Source organism: Streptomyces sp. NPDC002825 (assembly GCF_040295385.1).
In the GTDB taxonomy this organism is placed as follows: domain Bacteria; phylum Actinomycetota; class Actinomycetes; order Streptomycetales; family Streptomycetaceae; genus Streptomyces.
Window position 1 is genome coordinate 94,713 of record NZ_JBEOVH010000032.1, and the last position, 15,625, is coordinate 110,337.

At 67.1% G+C, this 15,625-nt stretch carries 14 protein-coding genes and 3 pseudogenes; 12 read left to right on the forward strand and 5 right to left on the reverse strand.

Annotated elements, in window-relative coordinates:
* Nucleotides 1–142 precede the first annotated feature (142 nt).
* From ABT041_RS31695 to ABT041_RS31705, 3 genes are all read right to left on the reverse strand, one after another.
* Nucleotides 143–1,912, reverse strand: coding sequence for an alpha/beta fold hydrolase (locus ABT041_RS31695; protein ID WP_351190956.1), 1,770 nt, complete (start codon nt 1,910–1,912; stop codon nt 143–145).
* Nucleotides 1,909–2,502: a TetR/AcrR family transcriptional regulator gene (locus ABT041_RS31700; RefSeq protein WP_351190958.1), complete on the reverse strand. Its 594-nt coding sequence runs from the start codon at nt 2,500–2,502 to the stop codon at nt 1,909–1,911. Before ABT041_RS31700 ends, ABT041_RS31695 begins: the two co-directional genes overlap by 4 nt.
* Nucleotides 2,503–2,742: 240 nt before the next feature.
* Nucleotides 2,743–3,648 (reverse strand): S41 family peptidase, encoded by a 906-nt coding sequence (locus ABT041_RS31705; RefSeq protein ID WP_351190960.1) that lies wholly within the window; start codon nt 3,646–3,648, stop codon nt 2,743–2,745.
* A 57-nt stretch (nt 3,649–3,705) separates the two neighbouring features.
* Here ABT041_RS31705 and ABT041_RS31710 point away from each other — a divergent pair, with 57 nt between their 5' ends.
* From ABT041_RS31710 to ABT041_RS31730, 5 genes and pseudogenes are all read left to right on the forward strand, one after another.
* Complete coding sequence (locus tag ABT041_RS31710; protein ID WP_351190961.1) at nt 3,706–4,293, forward strand: ArsR/SmtB family transcription factor; 588 nt, start codon at nt 3,706–3,708, stop codon at nt 4,291–4,293.
* Between the two features lie 61 nt (nt 4,294–4,354).
* A pseudogene (locus ABT041_RS31715) lies at nt 4,355–4,724 on the forward strand (mycothiol transferase).
* A 119-nt stretch (nt 4,725–4,843) separates the two neighbouring features.
* A complete protein-coding gene (locus ABT041_RS31720) occupies nt 4,844–5,350 on the forward strand; it encodes a hypothetical protein (RefSeq protein WP_351190962.1) in 507 nt (168 codons plus the stop codon).
* A 291-nt stretch (nt 5,351–5,641) separates the two neighbouring features.
* Nucleotides 5,642–6,175 (forward strand): annotated as a pseudogene (locus ABT041_RS31725) (flavoprotein); the annotation flags it as partial.
* Between the two features lie 171 nt (nt 6,176–6,346).
* A pseudogene (locus ABT041_RS31730) lies at nt 6,347–6,898 on the forward strand (GNAT family N-acetyltransferase); the annotation flags it as partial.
* A gap of 100 nt (nt 6,899–6,998) precedes the next feature.
* Here the strand turns inward: ABT041_RS31730 and ABT041_RS31735 are convergent.
* Nucleotides 6,999–7,964 carry a helix-turn-helix transcriptional regulator gene (locus ABT041_RS31735; protein WP_351190963.1) on the reverse strand — a complete coding sequence of 322 codons (966 nt, stop codon included), beginning with the start codon at nt 7,962–7,964 and terminating at the stop codon, nt 6,999–7,001.
* Between the two features lie 63 nt (nt 7,965–8,027).
* Between ABT041_RS31735 and ABT041_RS31740 the strand changes: the two genes are divergently transcribed.
* Nucleotides 8,028–8,414 (forward strand): VOC family protein, encoded by a 387-nt coding sequence (locus ABT041_RS31740; protein WP_351190964.1) that lies wholly within the window; start codon nt 8,028–8,030, stop codon nt 8,412–8,414.
* Nucleotides 8,415–8,437: 23 nt separating this feature from the next.
* On the forward strand, nt 8,438–8,743 hold the full coding sequence (locus ABT041_RS31745) for a putative quinol monooxygenase (protein ID WP_351190965.1): 306 nt from the start codon (nt 8,438–8,440) through the stop codon (nt 8,741–8,743).
* A 152-nt stretch (nt 8,744–8,895) separates the two neighbouring features.
* Here ABT041_RS31745 and ABT041_RS31750 read toward each other — a convergent pair whose 3' ends face one another.
* A complete protein-coding gene (locus ABT041_RS31750) occupies nt 8,896–9,444 on the reverse strand; it encodes a hypothetical protein (RefSeq protein ID WP_351190967.1) in 549 nt (182 codons plus the stop codon).
* 1,391 nt (nt 9,445–10,835) lie between these two features.
* On the opposite strand from ABT041_RS31750, the gene ABT041_RS31755 reads away from it, so the two are divergent.
* From ABT041_RS31755 to ABT041_RS31775, 5 genes are all read left to right on the forward strand, one after another.
* Nucleotides 10,836–13,403: an efflux RND transporter periplasmic adaptor subunit gene (locus ABT041_RS31755; protein WP_351190969.1), complete on the forward strand. Its 2,568-nt coding sequence runs from the start codon at nt 10,836–10,838 to the stop codon at nt 13,401–13,403.
* A 139-nt stretch (nt 13,404–13,542) separates the two neighbouring features.
* A complete protein-coding gene (locus ABT041_RS31760) occupies nt 13,543–14,025 on the forward strand; it encodes a hypothetical protein (protein WP_351190971.1) in 483 nt (160 codons plus the stop codon).
* 122 nt (nt 14,026–14,147) lie between these two features.
* On the forward strand, nt 14,148–14,624 hold the full coding sequence (locus ABT041_RS31765; RefSeq protein ID WP_351190973.1) for a hypothetical protein: 477 nt from the start codon (nt 14,148–14,150) through the stop codon (nt 14,622–14,624).
* A 138-nt stretch (nt 14,625–14,762) separates the two neighbouring features.
* Entirely contained in the window at nt 14,763–15,017 is a 255-nt protein-coding gene (locus ABT041_RS31770; RefSeq protein ID WP_351190975.1) for a hypothetical protein, read from the forward strand.
* Between the two features lie 409 nt (nt 15,018–15,426).
* The gene (locus ABT041_RS31775) at nt 15,427–15,573 is read left to right on the forward strand and encodes a hypothetical protein (RefSeq protein ID WP_351190977.1); all 147 of its coding nucleotides are present in this window, start codon (nt 15,427–15,429) and stop codon (nt 15,571–15,573) included.
* Nucleotides 15,574–15,625 lie beyond the last annotated feature (52 nt).

Below are 15,625 nucleotides of genomic sequence, written 5' to 3' on the forward strand. Positions count from 1 at the left end.
AGGACGCACCTGCCACCCCGCCCCGCCAGCGGCGGGGCGGGATCAGGACGGGCATGCCGTGCTGTGCCTTGCGGCTCGGGTCGTCGCGGACCTTCGTGTACCGCCGTGACGCTTCCCGTTTTCCGGGGCCGTGGGGACGCGGTCAGCTCTCGATGGCGCGAGCGACGTCTTGCGGGTGGCTGAGCTGCGGGTGGTGTCCCGCGCCGTCGATCACCGTCACCGTGGCGTGCGGAAGAGCGTCCAGCAGGGACCGCCCGTCAGCGGTGAGGGGATCGTCGGAGCCGACGACGATGTGGACGTGCCCCGGGTGGTGCTGCAGCTTGGCCCGAAGTTCTGCCCGCCACTGCGAGTTCGCGGTGGCGGCCAGGAGTCGCGCGGTGGTGGCCGCCACGGTGTCGCGCCGTAGATCCGCGACGGCCGTGTGGAGCGCGGTGGCGTGGTCCGCGCTGTCGGTCAGCCGCTTGGCCAGAGCAGTGGGAGTGATCCGCTTCAGGAGCCGGTGGGTCAGAGGCGTCCACCTGGCCGTGCGGGGCGGGGGAGCCTGCAGGAAGAACGGTGATACGAGAGTGAGCCGATCCACCGCGTCGGGGTGGGCGGCCGCGGCCTCGAGCGCGGCTGCGGCGCCGATGGAGTGGCCCACCAGGTGACGGGCTCCGCTCTCGGTCACCAGTGCGGTCGACCAGGACGCCCAGTCGTCGCGTCGTCCCTTGCTCATGCCGAGGCCGGGGAGGTCGACGGCGCGGGCCTTCCCGACCGCCGCGACGACCGGCGCCCAGGTGTCGGCATTGACCGGCAGACCGGGCAGCACGACCAAAGGTGCGCCCTCCTCGCCCAGTTCGAAGGTCCGGATTCCGCCCGTCGTGGTGAACCGCCTGTCAGGTGCTGGGGCATCACCGAAGCGACGGGCTGCCATGTGGTCGGCCCAGCGATGGATCGTCGTGGCGGTGTCCGGCATGGTCAGCCCGTGACGGGCGGCCAAGGCCCGGGCCGAAGCGGTCGGATAGCGGTCGGTCGACAGGAACGTCAGGGTCTCCGGGTCGGTCTGGGTGAGCCGACGGGGGAGGCGCTTGAGCAAGGGCACGGGAATCCGTGCCCGGGGTGCCCTGAGGCCGTAGTGCTCGGCCACGAGCGTGAGCAGGTCGGGCAGCGCGGGCGTGTCGTCGTCCAGCAGCCAGTACGCGGTGCGTTCGGTGGCCGCGTCCGTCGGCAGCAGGGTCATGAACCGGGCGAGGTAGTCGGCCGCGACCACGGGGACGAACGTCTTCTTGTTGCCCGGGAGCGCGGGGAGCGAGCCCTGCCAGAGGTCCTTCATGGTGGAGGCGAGCCCGAGGTACTGGTCGGATTCCCCGGTGGCGCCGTCCCCGATGACGCTGGCCGGGTTCACGATGGACCACGGAACGCCCGACTGTCCTGCCAGCTCCTGGAAAACGGCGTCCGCCTCGACCCTGCTCGCCTCGTACGCGCCCAGCGCCCGGTAGGTCTCACGTCGGTGCTCATCGCTCCAGGGGGCGGGGTCCTGCCCGCCCACGCGGTACCCGGAGACCTGGACCAGGCGGCCCAGCTTCGGCAGCCGCGAGGCGAACTCGACGACCGCGCGCACGCTGTCGACGTTGGCGTGACGTGCCTCGTCCGCCGTCATTCCGAACCGGTAGGCACCGGCGCAGTTGTAGACCTCGGTGATGTCGTCGCACTCGCCGTCGATCAGCGAGGCCGTCGCGAAGTCGACCCGCAGCTCGGCCGGGGCGTGGCCGAGCCCGCGCCCGGCAAGCCAGCGGGCCAGCTGCTCGTAGGACTCGTGGCTCCGGGTGGCCGCACTCACGCGAACGCCGGCTCGGCCGAGCGCGAGCACCACGTGGCGCCCGATGAAACCGCTCGCGCCCAGCACCAGGGCGTGCCGATCCTCCGGGCTCATGCCGAGGCCTCCGTACCCTCTGCCAGCAGTACGGCGATCGCCGCGGCGGCGCAGTGCAACGGCTCGGTGGACTGCTGGGCACGCGACATGATGACCGCCCCCTCCACCATGCTGACCGCGGCAGTCGCCAGAGTACGGGCGACGGTACGAGGCCGGCCGTGCGCGACGAGCAGTTCACCGACCGGCGCGACCCACGACTCGAAGGCTTCGGCACAGGCGTCGCGCAGCCGTTCGCTCTGTGCACCCATCTCCAGGGTCACCACCGAGACCGGGCATCCCAGCTGGAAGTCGCCGGCATCGAGCATCCCGGCCAGTTCGTCGATCACACGGCGCAGCACGTCACCCGCCGTGGCGGGCCCCGTCGCCGAGTCGGCCACGAGGGAGCCGAATTGCGCGGCTGCAAGCTCGATGGCCCTCTGCCCCAGTGCCTCCTTGCCCTCGGGGTAGTGGAAGTAGAGCGACCCCTTCGGCGCCCCCGCATGCTCCACCACCGCGTTGAGCCCCGTACCGCTGTATCCGTGCCGCTGGATCAACTCCAGCATCGACTCCGCCAGCCGCAAGCTGGTCTCGGCTCCCTTGGTTCCAACCATGAGGAAAGAATAGACCGGTCTACATATTTTTTGGAAGGCGTGAGACGACGATCGCGTCAAGAACGGTGTCAGGCCCGTGACGGCGCAGCGACGACTTGCTCACGGGCGCGCACCGGACGCCCGGGGTCGCCACGCGCCGGGGGCCCAACGCCTGCCGGTGGCGCGGGCGGCCCCAGCCCTTTCATGTTCCGCTCGCATTCGCCCAGTTGGCGCCCCTCGTGAACCAACAGGGTGCCAGGGTCAGCCCGTCAGTCGGGCGAGGGCCAGCGCGTGGGCGCGGTCGAGGGAGTCGGCGGCCGCGCAGGGGATGTCCGGCTGCACACCGGTGCCCTCCCAGTTGGCGCCGGAGACGGGGTTGATGGCGCGGCCGACCGGGATGGTGGCTTCAAGATGCGGGTGCACGGTCCAGCCGTTGCACGGGTGCGCGCCGCCCAGAGTCGGCTCGCCGACGACTATGGCGCGGCCGAGCTGCTGGAGGTCGTACGCCAGCTCCTCGGCGGCGGAGAAGGTGCTGTCGCTGCACAGCACGTACAACGGCTTGCTGCCGCCGAAGCGCGCGCCGGGAACGTACGGCAGGCTCCAGGACTGCTCGCTGCGCTCGCCGTCGCGCCAGTACATGCTGTTGAGGTGGGTGCGCTCGTCGAGGAGGTAGCTGCAGACGAAGGCGACCGTGTCCGGGTCGCCGCCCCGGTTGGTGCGCAGGTCCACGATCAGCGCCCGGGCGCTGGAGGCCAGGGTGAGCGCGGCGCTCAGCGGTTCGGCCGCCCATTCCAGCGGAAACAGCATCGGCGCCAGCTCCACCACGGCGACGCCTCCGTCGAGCAGCTGCACCCGGGGTGCACCGCCCAGCGACGCGTCGAAGTCCCGGCGCATGGCGTCCAGGGTGGCCGCCCCCCGCTTCGGGGACACCGGGGCGTCGTGGTGCTTCAGTCTCAGGTGTCGGTCGCCGTTGACGGACTGCAGGTCCGCCGTGACCAACCGGGCCAGCCCCTCGGCGTCGTCGACGTCGTAGGCGCCCTCGTCGAGGCGCCGTCGCAGCAGGTCGGCGAGCTGCTCGGCTATCTCGGGGAAGACGTAGTGTTCGGTCAGCAGCCGGGCCGTCTCGTCGACAACCGGGGCCGCCAGAAGCTTCGTTGGAGTAGTCATGGCACGGAGTAGACCACCGCCCTTGCCAAAGCGTCAAAGAGTTTAGACACTTTTGGGATGCCTGATCAGCCCCCGTCTCAGCCTCCCTGTCCGACGCCTCCCGAGGACGTCCTGGAGATCGCTGCGCCCGAGCAGTTCGCGGCGCTCTCTCATCCCCTGCGCCAGCGGTTGCTCTTCGCCCTGGGCCACCGGCCCGCCACCGCCGGCCAGCTCGCGGCCCAGCTCGACGCGAAGAAGGGCAACGTGGCCCACCACCTCAAAGTGCTCCGCGAAGCCGGCCTCGTCCACATCGCCGAGACCCGCCAGGTCCGCGGCGGCACCGAGCAGTACTACCAGCGCACGGCCCGCCACATGGTCGTCGCCGAACCCCAGGCGGCAGGCACCGCCGCGATGCTCGCCGCGTTCGCCGAGGAGCTGGACCGCTCGCCCGCCGAGACCCACCTGACCCTGCGCCACCTGCGCGTCACCCCGGCGAAGGCGAGAGAACTCGGCGAGGCCCTCACCAAACTGGTGGACGAGGCCGAGGAGGACGCTGAGGACCAGCCCCTGCACGGTGTGCTGGTGGCGCTTTATCAGCAGGCCCTGCCGACCGATACCACCGGTTCCGCCTACGGCATGCCCGGCGGAACTCGTGAGTCCGAGTGAGGGGTTCAATGCGGTGCAGCCGTCGGTTGCGCTGTCAGGCCGTTCGCCAGGGTATGCAGCCATGACGGAGAGCAGAACCGAAGCGTGGCCGGAACCTCCCCTCGCCGGCACCGAGGCCGCGATGATCATCGGCACCCTCGAACGTCAGCGGGCCACCCTCGTCTGGAAGTCCTCCGGCCTGGACGCTTCCGGCTTTCGCGTCACACTCGGCACGTCCACCATCACCCTGGACGGCCTCCTCAAGCACCTGGCGCACGTGGAGGACAGTCGGGCTGGACCAACTCGGCGCCTTCACCACCCGTAGCGGCGAACGTCCCAACCTCCGCCGTATCCTGCTGGACCTCGTCGAGGAGTACGCCCGGCACGCCGGTCACGCCGATCTCATCCGTGAATCCGTCGACGGGCTCACGGGCGAGGACCCACCGAGGTGAACTGACGTGGGTCGTGGCGAACCCGCAGGATGGTGCCAGTCGGGCAGATCGGCGCGGTACTGCAGGCGGGCGTGGCACGGTCAGCGCCCCCAGTGCGTCAGCCGTGCCAAGATGAAGCGGTGTTCGATTTTGGGATCGTCGGCTATGAACCCTCGTGGCTGAACCATCGCGATGACGTCGTGCGGAAGCATGCGCACCACCTCCGCGGTCTCGCCGGCCGGACTCTGACGAGTGTCTGGGTGGTCTGGGACCGTCAGGACGACGAGTGGTTCAGCGACTGCCCTGTTGTGCTCGACTTCGAGGGCGAGCGGGTCGAGATCAATCATCAGAAGTTCGACGATCTCTCCCTGACTTGGAACACGGTCGACCCCGGCGCTCCTGTCCGCTGGCCCGGCTTCGACCTGCAGTGGCGTGCCGATCCTCTTCCCGAGCTGCAGGATCTGCGAGGGATGCCACTCCAAGCTGTCGAGCTGCTGGAGTGGACGGGTGCGGACCTGGCACAGGGAAACGTCGACGTCAGTTTCGTCTTCGAGACGGGCCGGGTGACCGTCTTCAACGCTCTCGACGAGAACGGGCTGAGCTTCTCCCCGCCTGATCAGCGCCAACAATCCCACCCGCTCTGCTGAAGCGCCTCTGCCGAACACGCCCCATCGACGTCACCTCGCCGTCAGGGTCACGATCCTTGCCTCAGACGAGCGTGTTGCAGGCGGCCCGCTGCGCCCGGGGCCGAACCCCGACTCGTCGCAGCTCGCGTCAGGGGACACCGGAGCAGTCGCCGGCCGACCCCTGCCACGGCCCGCGTGGAGGCGACCGCCCGGAGCCAGGCACGACTACCGGCACGGAGGTGCAGGCGGCAAGCTCGCGTAGGGCTGCGCCGAAGAAGCGGCGAGCCCGCCCATCGGACGAGGAGGCAGTAAATGAGCGACCGGACGAAGACCCCTTTCCTGTACGTCGTCGTCTGCGCCGCCGGCATCGCGGCTGACGCCCACAAGCTGATCACCGCCGCCCAGCAACAGGGCTGGGATGTGGGTGTCGTCGCGACACCACGGGGACTCGGCTTCCTCGACACCGACGCGGTCGAGGCCCAGACCGGCTACCCGATCCGCTCGGCCTGGCGCAGCCCCGGTGACCCGCGCCCACTGCCGCCCGCCGACGCCATCGCCGTCGCGCCGGCCACGTTCAACACCATCAACAAGTGGGCCGCCGGAATCGCCGACACCCTCGCCCTGGGCATTCTCTGCGAGGCGTACGGGATGGGCATCCCGACCGCGGTACTGCCGTGCGTGAACACTGCCATGGCCGCGCACCCCGCGTACGGCCGGAGTCTGGACCGGCTGAGGGAGATGGGCGTCCTGGTCGGCTCGTACGAACCACGCCGCCCCAAGGCAGGTGGGGGAGCGGAGCCCTTCCCATGGGAAGAGGCCCTCGAACTGCTGGGCGGCAAGGCGTCGGCGGGATCGTACGGTGCTGCCCTCCCGCCGGGGGAGCGGGACGTCAACGGAGGCCGGGGGCCGCACGAGCCGGAAGCGGCGCAGCACCGGAGGGATCCCATCCAGCCTCGGACAGAGGCCGCGACGCACACGACCGCCCTCCACCACCTGGTCGGTCCGCGCCTGGCCCTGCGCGAAGTCGAACCCGGGGACACCGACGCCCTCCTGGCCATTTACGGCGATGCCGAGGCCACCCGGCACCTCAGCTTCGAACCCCGTACCCCCGAGCAGGTCCAAGCGATCGTCGACCGGTCCATCGCCTCCGCCACGGACATCCCCAGGACCGAGTACTGCCTCGCCGTCACCCGGCGCGGCGAGCGTCGTCTGATCGGCTACGCGCGCCTGGCCACCGAACCGCAGCAGGCGGCCACCATCGGATTCGCCCTGCACCCGGACGAGTGGGGCAAGGGGTTGGGGACGGAGACCGTCCATCTGCTGTGCGCGCTCGGCTTCCGGACGCTCGGCCTGCACCGCATCTGGGCGGCGCGCTCACCCCTCAACGAGGCGTCCGCCCGGGCCCTTCTGCGGGCCGGGATGACCGAGGACGGCCGGATCCGCGACCACGTCTTCGTACGCGGTGCGTGGCGGGATTCGATCTCGTACTCGATCCTGGAGCACGAGTGGACGCCGATCGGCGACCAGGGCGTCGGTCCGATGACGGATGCCGGCGGCCCCCGGGGCTGAAGGCACGACCAGAAGGCCGTTCGTCGTACGTTGCCGGACAACGGGTCCGTGACTGCCTCGGCGACCAGACAGTGTGTTCGTGCCCCCGCGCAGGGTCTCTCTACCGGGGCTGATCGGTCACGTTGTCCTCGAGCAGCTCCCGGGTGCGGCGCAGCAGAGCTTCTCGTACGTCGTCCGGTGACAGGACCCGCAGGGGTGTGGCCAGGCTGAGGAGGTACTTGGCGAGCCCGTCCGCGTCGGGACCGCCGATGTCGACGACGGTGGCGTCACTCCCCTCCGGGCGATGGCTGCCGACCGTCGGCGGGATCAGCCGCAGCGCCTGGTCGATGGGCAGCGGGAGGCGGATCGTCACGTAGAGCGGGTAGGCGCCGGTCGCGATGGAGCGGGAGACGAGCAGAGCCGGGTCGGGTGGATCGATGAGCTCCACCGGACGCCCTGCCGGCTGTATCCGGCCAACCCTGTCGGCCCGGAAGGTGCGCCACTCGTCCCGTGTGACGTCTCGGGCGACGAAGTACCAGCGGCGTCCCGTGTGCACCAGACGGTACGGGTCGACATCCCGGACCGTGGCCTTCCCCTCCCGGTCTCGGTAGGTCAGGCGGCAACGCTCCGCCCGGCGACACGCGCTGGCCAGTTCCAGCAGCATGCCGGGCGCGATCTGCGGCGCGTCGAGCCTCGCGGTGTGAACGAAGGCGGCGTCCATCTCGCCCAACCGGTCCGCGATTCTGCCGGGCAGGACCTGGCGCAGTTTCAGCAGCGCGGACAGCGCGGCCTGGTCGCCGCCGAGAACGCCGCTGAGCGCCGCCTCGCGCAGTCCGACGGCCACGGCGAGTGCCTCCTCGTCATCGAGGATCAGGGGCGGCACCCGGGCTCCGGCGCGGAGGCGGTAACCGCCCCATGGCCCGGGATCGGACTCGACTCCGTAACCGAGCTCCCGGAGCCTCGCGACGTCCCGCCGCACCGTGCGTTCGGTGACCGCCATGTGGTCGGCCAGCTCGCCGCACGTCCACGACGGCCGAGCGGACAGCAGGGAGACCAGTCGGAGCAGACGGGCGGATGTACTGATCACATCGTGAAGTGTCCCGCATGACCAGGACCGAATCTGTCCTGGTCCCGGCATAGCGTCCTCCCCATGAGCACCGGAAACACGTCCGCACCCGCGATCCGCTACTCGGCCGTCACGTTCGACTGCCCGGACCCCGCCGAAATGGCCCGCTTCTACGGAGAGGCCCTCGGCCTGCCCGTGGCCTACTCCAGCGACGACTTCGTCCTGCTCGGCCAGGAGGGCTCGGCCGGACTGGGGTTCAACCGGCTGACCGACTACAGGCGCCCCACCTGGCCGGATCCGTCCCAGGAAAAGCAGGCACACATCGAACTGGGCGTCGACGACCTGGAGGCCGCGCGTGCCCACCTGCTGGCCCTGGGTGCTGTCGAGCCCCCGACCCAGCCACAGCCCGACCGCTGGTGGGTCCTGCTGGACCCCGCAGGCCACCCCTTCTGCATCACCACCCTGGTCTGACCGTGATCGGCAGACTGATGACCGTGACCGCGCACCCGGGCGGAGGCGGTGAACTCGCTGCCGTCCTGCTGAGGGTCGCGGAGGGGCTGCGCGGCTTCCCCGGCTGCGAGATCTACCTGATCAGCCAGGACGCAGGAGACCCGGACACGGTGCACGTCACCGAGGTCTGGCAGGACGAGGCCAGTGCACAGGCCGCCCTCGCCGCTTCGTCGCGCGCAGGCGGTCCCGATCCGGCGGACGTCCTCGCGCTGCTGTCGTCCCCACCCCACCGGACGGACCTCACGGTCCTGGGCGGAGTGGGCCTCCCGACGGCCGACGGCCGCCCCTGACGCACGCCCGCGGCCGCCGGAACGTCCCCCTCGGATGTCATTTCCTGCGGCCGCGGCGTGCATGTACGCGGGCTCGGAAACGAGACGCTCGACTGGTCAGCTCGCGTGTTTCGGGTGTGCCTTCTCCGCCCCTTGACTTGGGTAACAGCACGTCAGGCCGTGGCCTGGCCGTTGAGGCGGTGCTCCTCGGAGGGCATCGAGTCCCATTCGGTATGCGCGCCGTCGCGCGTCACCATGAACAACGGACGCGAGCGGACAAACTGCCCGACTTGTTGGCAGCGCATGATGACGCCGGGATCATCTGGTCCCGCGTAACCCTCGGGCGTGTAGCGAAGGTGCCCGCCCGCGGCCTCGGCGTACGCGATGGCGTCGCTCTCCAGCGCTGACAGGTCTCTCCCGACCAACAGGAGTCCGTCATACGCGACCTGGGGACCACGCACGGCGTCGACAGCGACGCAGAACAGCCCGACGGCCTGGCTCACATAGGCGGTGACGGCAGGCGGGCTACCGTGGACTTCGACCTTCCAGGTCGGTGAGAAGATCGCGTGCTCCCGTGCACAGCCGCTGACCTTCGTCCGGCCGAGGCTCGCAGCCGCCTCGACGACGTCGCTGACGGTCATTCCGAACCTGAGCGGTCCGACGCCTACAGCCGGCGAATAGGACCACGCGCCCCGTTTGCCGACGACGGTCTCGAACGCCACGGTCATCCTCCGGAGACACCTCGGACTTGGCTTCGGCCATCATGCCCATCACGGACCAGCGGACTGCTAGGTGCCGCCCGAGCCGCTCACGAGATGCGGTCGGTGGGGATCCAGTGGAAGGACGGCCCTTGGGGTGGCGGGCGGTGACCGACTCCAGTCGTGTCAGGGCCGCTCGGCGGGCTCCAAAAGAGAATCCGACCCGGTCGACCCAGGACGGCCGCGCAGCCACCACGCCCTCGTCGACGGGCAGGGCATTCCGCTCGCTGTGTCCCTGCCCGGCGGCAAAGGTCCGCAGATCCTCGACAGCTCGACGGTGATCCCGGCTCTGATGCCGTACACGCCAGCCAGTTCCCCGTCCGCAGTTCCGGGAGACCGACGCCCGGTGGTGCCGGAGAGGCGGCGGCGACCCGTTCCCACAGGGGCAGGGAGTCGTTGTTGAGGACCCCAGCGGAGGATCGCCAGCCGGGGGTGCTGCTGCAGCCGTTCCCAGTCCTGAGTCATGGCCGCGGGCGGTCGCTTCTCGTGAGCGGCAGGCCTTCGCTTGACGGCTTCACAGCGTGAGGTGCCCTTTCGTGAAGGCGTTGCCATCGAGTAGGTGCAGGTCTCCTCGGGGAAGAGAACGGCCCCTGCCTGGGCCGGTGTTACAGCCCACATCAGGTGGCAGCGGGCGCCTCAGCATCACTTGGATCCCCCTTCAACAGCTACAGAGGGTGCTCAGCAGAGGCCCAAGTGGAAGGCTCGGTCGCGGAGGCACACACTGGAAGTGCAACAGGGTAAGCGGCAAGTAGAGACGCGCATGGACTGGCCGGGGAACTGTATTGCAGCACCCACAGGAAGCCTACTGACTTCTTATCAGCGCGCTGCATGACACCAGAATCTGGAGGATGCCCACAGCTACCGGGCCAGTAGCGTCGCGGTTGTTGAGAGCGGGTGACTGTTTTTTCGGCGGTCTCCCGTGGCAGATCATTGGCGTCCGTAAAATCTGAGGGAACGGTAAGTCGGAAATCCTCTGGGACGCCGGTGCTTCGAACGGGACCCAGATGTGGTTGATGGGCGACAGTAAAATTGTGAGCCGGGTGGTTGTTTTCGACGGCAACGGCCGCCCATCGAACTTCAGCCCTTTCGGGCTGAGTTGGGGCGCTTGCGCTCGTCAAGCCGGGCGACATCATGCAACGCACGCTTGGCTCACGAGCAGAGCGTGATCCGTTGCTGCCTCAAGCATGGCAACCAGCGTCTTAGGCGGGGGAAAAAATGCTCCCCGCGGCCCTCGCATGTCTTGCCATCTCGCAAGCCGTTGCCGCTCCAGCCTCGCAAGCTTGGACCGCCTCACCCACCCAGAGGGCTAACTCCGAATCCATCTCCAACGAACCTACTGGTGAGGAGTGTTCCGTATGCTGCCCGACTACTATCCCTATATACGCGACACTGTAACCATCACGGAGCATCTGAACGAATTCTGTACGCGACCCAGCATCGGACCAGTCTTCCTAATCGGCCGCGTAGTGCAGCATGCGCCCGGGTGTAATCTGCGGGTAACCGGAAACCGAGTCTTTATCGTCGCCGACGTCTACGACGGAACGAATGGAGTGATCGACGCCAGCGCTACGGACAGAGGCGGCCTCGGCGGCACCGTCACGGTGATGTGCCGGCGGTCGATCAACGCCCGGGTAAACGCTTCTGGCGGAGGCGGGACCGCCGGGACAGCCGGGACAGCCGGCTCACCTGGAACAGCCAACTACCACAGTGACGGCTACTACGAGACCGTCACGGACCCGGACGGGACCACCCACGAGGTATGGCACGACGAGGTGGACATCCCCGGCGCCGATCCCACCAATGGCACGCCGGGTGGCCCAGGTGGTCCAGGCGGCAAGGGCGGGTCAATCACCTTCACCAGCATTGAAGACGAGACGCCACCGGATCTCTCGGCCGCCGGCGGTTGGGGCGGACCAGGTGGCCCTGGCGGGCCAGCCGCGCAAGGCCCATACAGCGAAGGATCAATGGAAGGGGAACCCGGAGAGTATGGCCCCGAGGGCGCCGATGGCCAGATCAACTTCACCAACCTCGACGAAAGCGCCTACGTCGCCGGTCTTCAACCCCTGCTCAACAGCACCGGCCCCGTCTACACGAACTACTGGGCCCCCTACCGCATCGTCACAGGCGAGTACTATTACCATCTGTACAACCCGGGTGTACCGAACCTTGTCAAGTACGGAGCACTTGCGGCGATCGAGTTCGAGCGAGCGCTGGAACTCCAACCCAACAACGCCGACGCGATCCGCCTACACCGCCAGCTCGTCGGCTATGCTCCCACACCCGGCGCCGCATGGGTGGGGGGAGGCGCCAACGCGCTGGGGCTGCCGCCCGACATGGACGTGGTGCCCAACTTCGACAAATACATCGAGGCATTCACGCGTTTCCTGACGCCAGTTCTCGATTTTCTCTCACTCGGCGTCGAAAAGATCCTGTGGACGAAGACGATCGCCAATCTGGCCGATATCGCCGGCCAGCTGGCACAGCAGGCGGTCGCCGCGCGTGAGGACGCCGACCGCTCCCTGGGCATCGCCAAGACAGAGCAGACACAGGCCGACAGCGATGTCGCCTACGCACAAGCCCAGCTGGACCAAGCGACCACCGCCATCAACCGGGCGATCGTCGAGGCCCAGCAACACCACGACCCACCCAGCATTTCCTTCGGCGACATCGTTGCGACGGTCGCCGAGGTGGGCGGCGCAGTCCTGGGCGTGGCGGCCGCTATACCTACCGGCGGAGCAAGCCTGGTCGCTATGGCACCGAGCCTCATGACGCTTGCCGACACCGTCTTCGACAACGCAGAACCGATCGCCCAAGCTCTCCTACGCGGCGAGGACGCCGATCTGGCGAAGATCAGGGAGGTCTACAACACTGTTGGCCAGGACGCCTCCACAGCCATCAGCAACGCCCGCACCGTCGTCAATTTCACCACGGTCGCACAGCGACTCGCTCAGGTCACAACAGCCCAGAACTCACCGCATGTGGCTCTGATCAAGCGTGGCACCGAACTGACTCACGAACTGCTCCTCGCTCGCAACCGTGCAGTGCTCGCCCGCCAACGCGTCGACGCAGGAACCGCTCGATTGGCCCGCGCGGAAGCCGTTGCCGCACAAGCAGACGCACTGCAGCACAGACAAAAACTCGATGCAGAGGCGATCAAGCAAGCCGGACTGTTGGCGGTCTCCACCGCTCAATCGAAGGCCGATGCACTGCTGGGCCTCGCGTTTCGGGCAAAGCGATCGGTCGAAATCTACACGCTGAAGAGCGAGGACGCTCACTTCCCCCTTGATGCCGGCCGGCTGCACCCCGACATCTGGACGGATTACTACGAGCAGGAGATCGACGAAATCAAGCTCTCAACTGAGCTCACCTCGTCATGGGGGCACATACTGGACCTGGTCGACATGCAGGCCGACTACATCGAGTACTTCGACCAGCCGCTCGATCAGGACTGGATCAGACGATCGTTCAAGCCCTCCGATCCGCAGGTGGCGGACCTGAAATCACTGCACCGGTTCACCTTTACGGTCGATCCAGTTGCCGACGTGCCAGCCGACCGCTTCGACGCAAAGATCAAGAGTATCCGGCTGGCCCTCATCGGAGCGACTCACCCCGAAGGTGAGATCTCATGCCAGGTTCGTCACGACGGGAAGCATCAACAGCGCCGCGCCGACAACAGTGTGACGACCCAATGGCTGTTGCCCAAGGTCAGCACTCGTGGAGCCAAGACGACGCCGCTGCTGCCTGATGAAGGATTCGGTGATGACCCACCCCTCGACGCACCCAAATCCCTGGCATTCTGGGGGCGAGGCGTAGGCGGAAACTGGCAGGTGACAATCCCGCAGCACCAGTTCGACACAGGACTGAATCTGAACGGGCTGACACAAATCCAAGTGTGGATTGGATATCAGTTCCTCCACGGCTGACCGACGCCCCGCCGGTCAAGCACCGATGTAGGCAAAAGTTCAATTGAGGGGGTGCCTGTTCCGGCAAGTGGTGGCGGAGCGGTCTGAAAATAAGCCAGGCGCCGGACGAACCGGTTGAGCCAGGCGACAGGAGTCAATTATGGGCGACTTGGCCGACATTCTCGAAGCAACCCATGAGATATTCAAGGGAAGTACAGCACTGAGTGTCTCGTCAAACAGCCTCGGTATGGCCTATGCGATTCCCAGAGGATCCGAGGATACGGTCGTCGACACCTACGGACCTTGGAAGAGGGCAGAGCTCAGGCAGGTCTTCTACCGGGAAACGTTCCTCGGGGCGGTCGCGGCAGAGATCCAGTTCATCATGAGCTGGAAATACTCGGCAGCGGAACAGTACATATTCGGGGTCGAAATCATACCGAAGAAGCTGAGTCTCGACCCGACCGTGGACTTGGACATCAAGATCCAATTCCACCACCCGGAACTCTACGACTTCAACCTTGAAGCCTACGAAATACCCTTCACGATAACTGTCGATTACAACCCCGTCGGCGGAGGTGCGACGGTAATATACCGAGGTACGATACGCGCCAACGGCAGCGGAGAGTTCCCTCCCGAAGAATAGTGATCGAGCCGGCGAGAAGCATGACGCACGGCAAATCACCCAGTCTCATGCGCCGGTCAATCCATGTCGGCTATCAAGAGACGAAACCCTATTTCGGCCATGTCAATGAGGAGCGGAGGTGCATGGTCATGGCCAAGGCAACGATCGAGAACGTATTCTGTGTGCGGCCATCAAGTGGAACAGACCTTGACGTTCTGACGGCGCTGGCAAATCTGGCCGCCTCGATCGTCCCGGACGTTTTCCAGCTCGATGAGTCGATCAAATCACTCCCCGCTGTCGCTGCAGCGATCGACACCGCGGGCGAGTACCCGGACGACCTCTACTTCACGAAAACTCCCTACAGCGGCTTGGACTACTCCTTCTGGCCGCCGGACAGGGAGACGGTTCAGGTGCAGACCGGAGCTTCCCAGCCCGTGAACTGGCAGATCGATGTCGAGTTCCCCCAGAACGTCTCTCTGTGGGATGAAGATCTCTCTGGTCACGAGCACCTGGGATCGATCCAGATCGATGAATCGGATCAGGGGCAAGGGAGTGTCACAAAGCTCGCCAAGAACGAGGCGCAGGGGTCCGCGTTCTATGTCACATACAGGGTGGACTGACATCCATCCCCGCGGCGGCCGGCCTCGGTCCTGAGCCGGACTCCGGAAGGGACCGTGGTCGACGATGCCGCACCCGGTGCGACGAACGACCTGTAGGAACCGAGAGGTCACTGCTCAAACCGCATGAGGTGGTTCCCGGTGCTTGTACGTGCCTACGTCTTGTTTGAGGTCGAGTCCGGTGCCGCCGACGTTCTCGATCGCCTGACACATCGCAGCCTGAACAACTGCAAGGTGGTGGCCCGTCAGCTCTATCCGAACGAGATCGTCGCCGGGCTGGCAGCCGACGGATCCGAAGCCGATGCAATGAACAATTTCAACAGTGCTTTGTCGGAACTGATGAGTGAGGCCGGAGTACGGCGCGCGACCACCCTCGGCGTCGCCATCACCCCCTGAGCAAGCGTCCTCCGCACAGTCCGCATTGAGGAGTAGACAGCCAGGTGAGCGCCGCGTGGCGCGGCAGGTGCGGCGTCGACGTCGTGCACACCACATCGACCACGCGGTCCTACCTGCTTCTACCTGATCGACGGGGCCAACGTGGCTCTCCCGGGCGTGTGCCCGGGAGAGCCGTACCCGGCCCGGCACATGCCCCACTTCGAATCAGCAGCAGGTCGCTCAGGCTCTCTCCGAACGGTCCCCCAAGGCTCATACGGTTCCCTGTCAGCTTCAGGGCCGCCCCAACGGCTCGACTCCGCGTGGATCGCAATGACTCGCATCGTCGTGTCAGGGTTCACTGTGTGAGCGTACGAGCCACCTCTGACATAAGGGGCCGGTCCTGGAACGGCTGGAGGCGGGCACGCAACCCATGCGGAGCTGTGTCTCCACCGCCTCGATATACGCGCTCGCCTACTCCACCTGCGGGGCGGACGGCGGCGGTGTGATGGACTTCTCCGCCTCGGTGGAGGCACTGAGCCCTTTCCAACCTGATTATCTGGTCCGGCAGTTGGGCTGACAGCGTGGCGAAGCCCCTGGTAGATGGGTTTTCGACCAAGAGAACCGTGTCC

Excerpts from the sequence above, each read along its gene's own strand:
- ABT041_RS31695 (WP_351190956.1), bottom strand. The coding sequence starts at position 1,912 with ATGAGCCCGGAGGATCGGCACGCCCTGGTGCTGGGCGCGAGCGGTTTC.
- ABT041_RS31700 (WP_351190958.1), bottom strand. The coding sequence starts at position 2,502 with ATGGTTGGAACCAAGGGAGCCGAGACCAGCTTGCGGCTGGCGGAGTCG.
- ABT041_RS31705 (WP_351190960.1), bottom strand. The coding sequence starts at position 3,648 with ATGACTACTCCAACGAAGCTTCTGGCGGCCCCGGTTGTCGACGAGACG.
- ABT041_RS31710 (WP_351190961.1), top strand. The coding sequence starts at position 3,706 with ATGCCTGATCAGCCCCCGTCTCAGCCTCCCTGTCCGACGCCTCCCGAG.
- ABT041_RS31740 (WP_351190964.1), top strand. The coding sequence starts at position 8,028 with ATGAGCACCGGAAACACGTCCGCACCCGCGATCCGCTACTCGGCCGTC.
- ABT041_RS31755 (WP_351190969.1), top strand. The coding sequence starts at position 10,836 with ATGCTGCCCGACTACTATCCCTATATACGCGACACTGTAACCATCACG.
- ABT041_RS31760 (WP_351190971.1), top strand. The coding sequence starts at position 13,543 with ATGGGCGACTTGGCCGACATTCTCGAAGCAACCCATGAGATATTCAAG.
- ABT041_RS31765 (WP_351190973.1), top strand. The coding sequence starts at position 14,148 with ATGGTCATGGCCAAGGCAACGATCGAGAACGTATTCTGTGTGCGGCCA.
- ABT041_RS31775 (WP_351190977.1), top strand. The coding sequence starts at position 15,427 with ATGCGGAGCTGTGTCTCCACCGCCTCGATATACGCGCTCGCCTACTCC.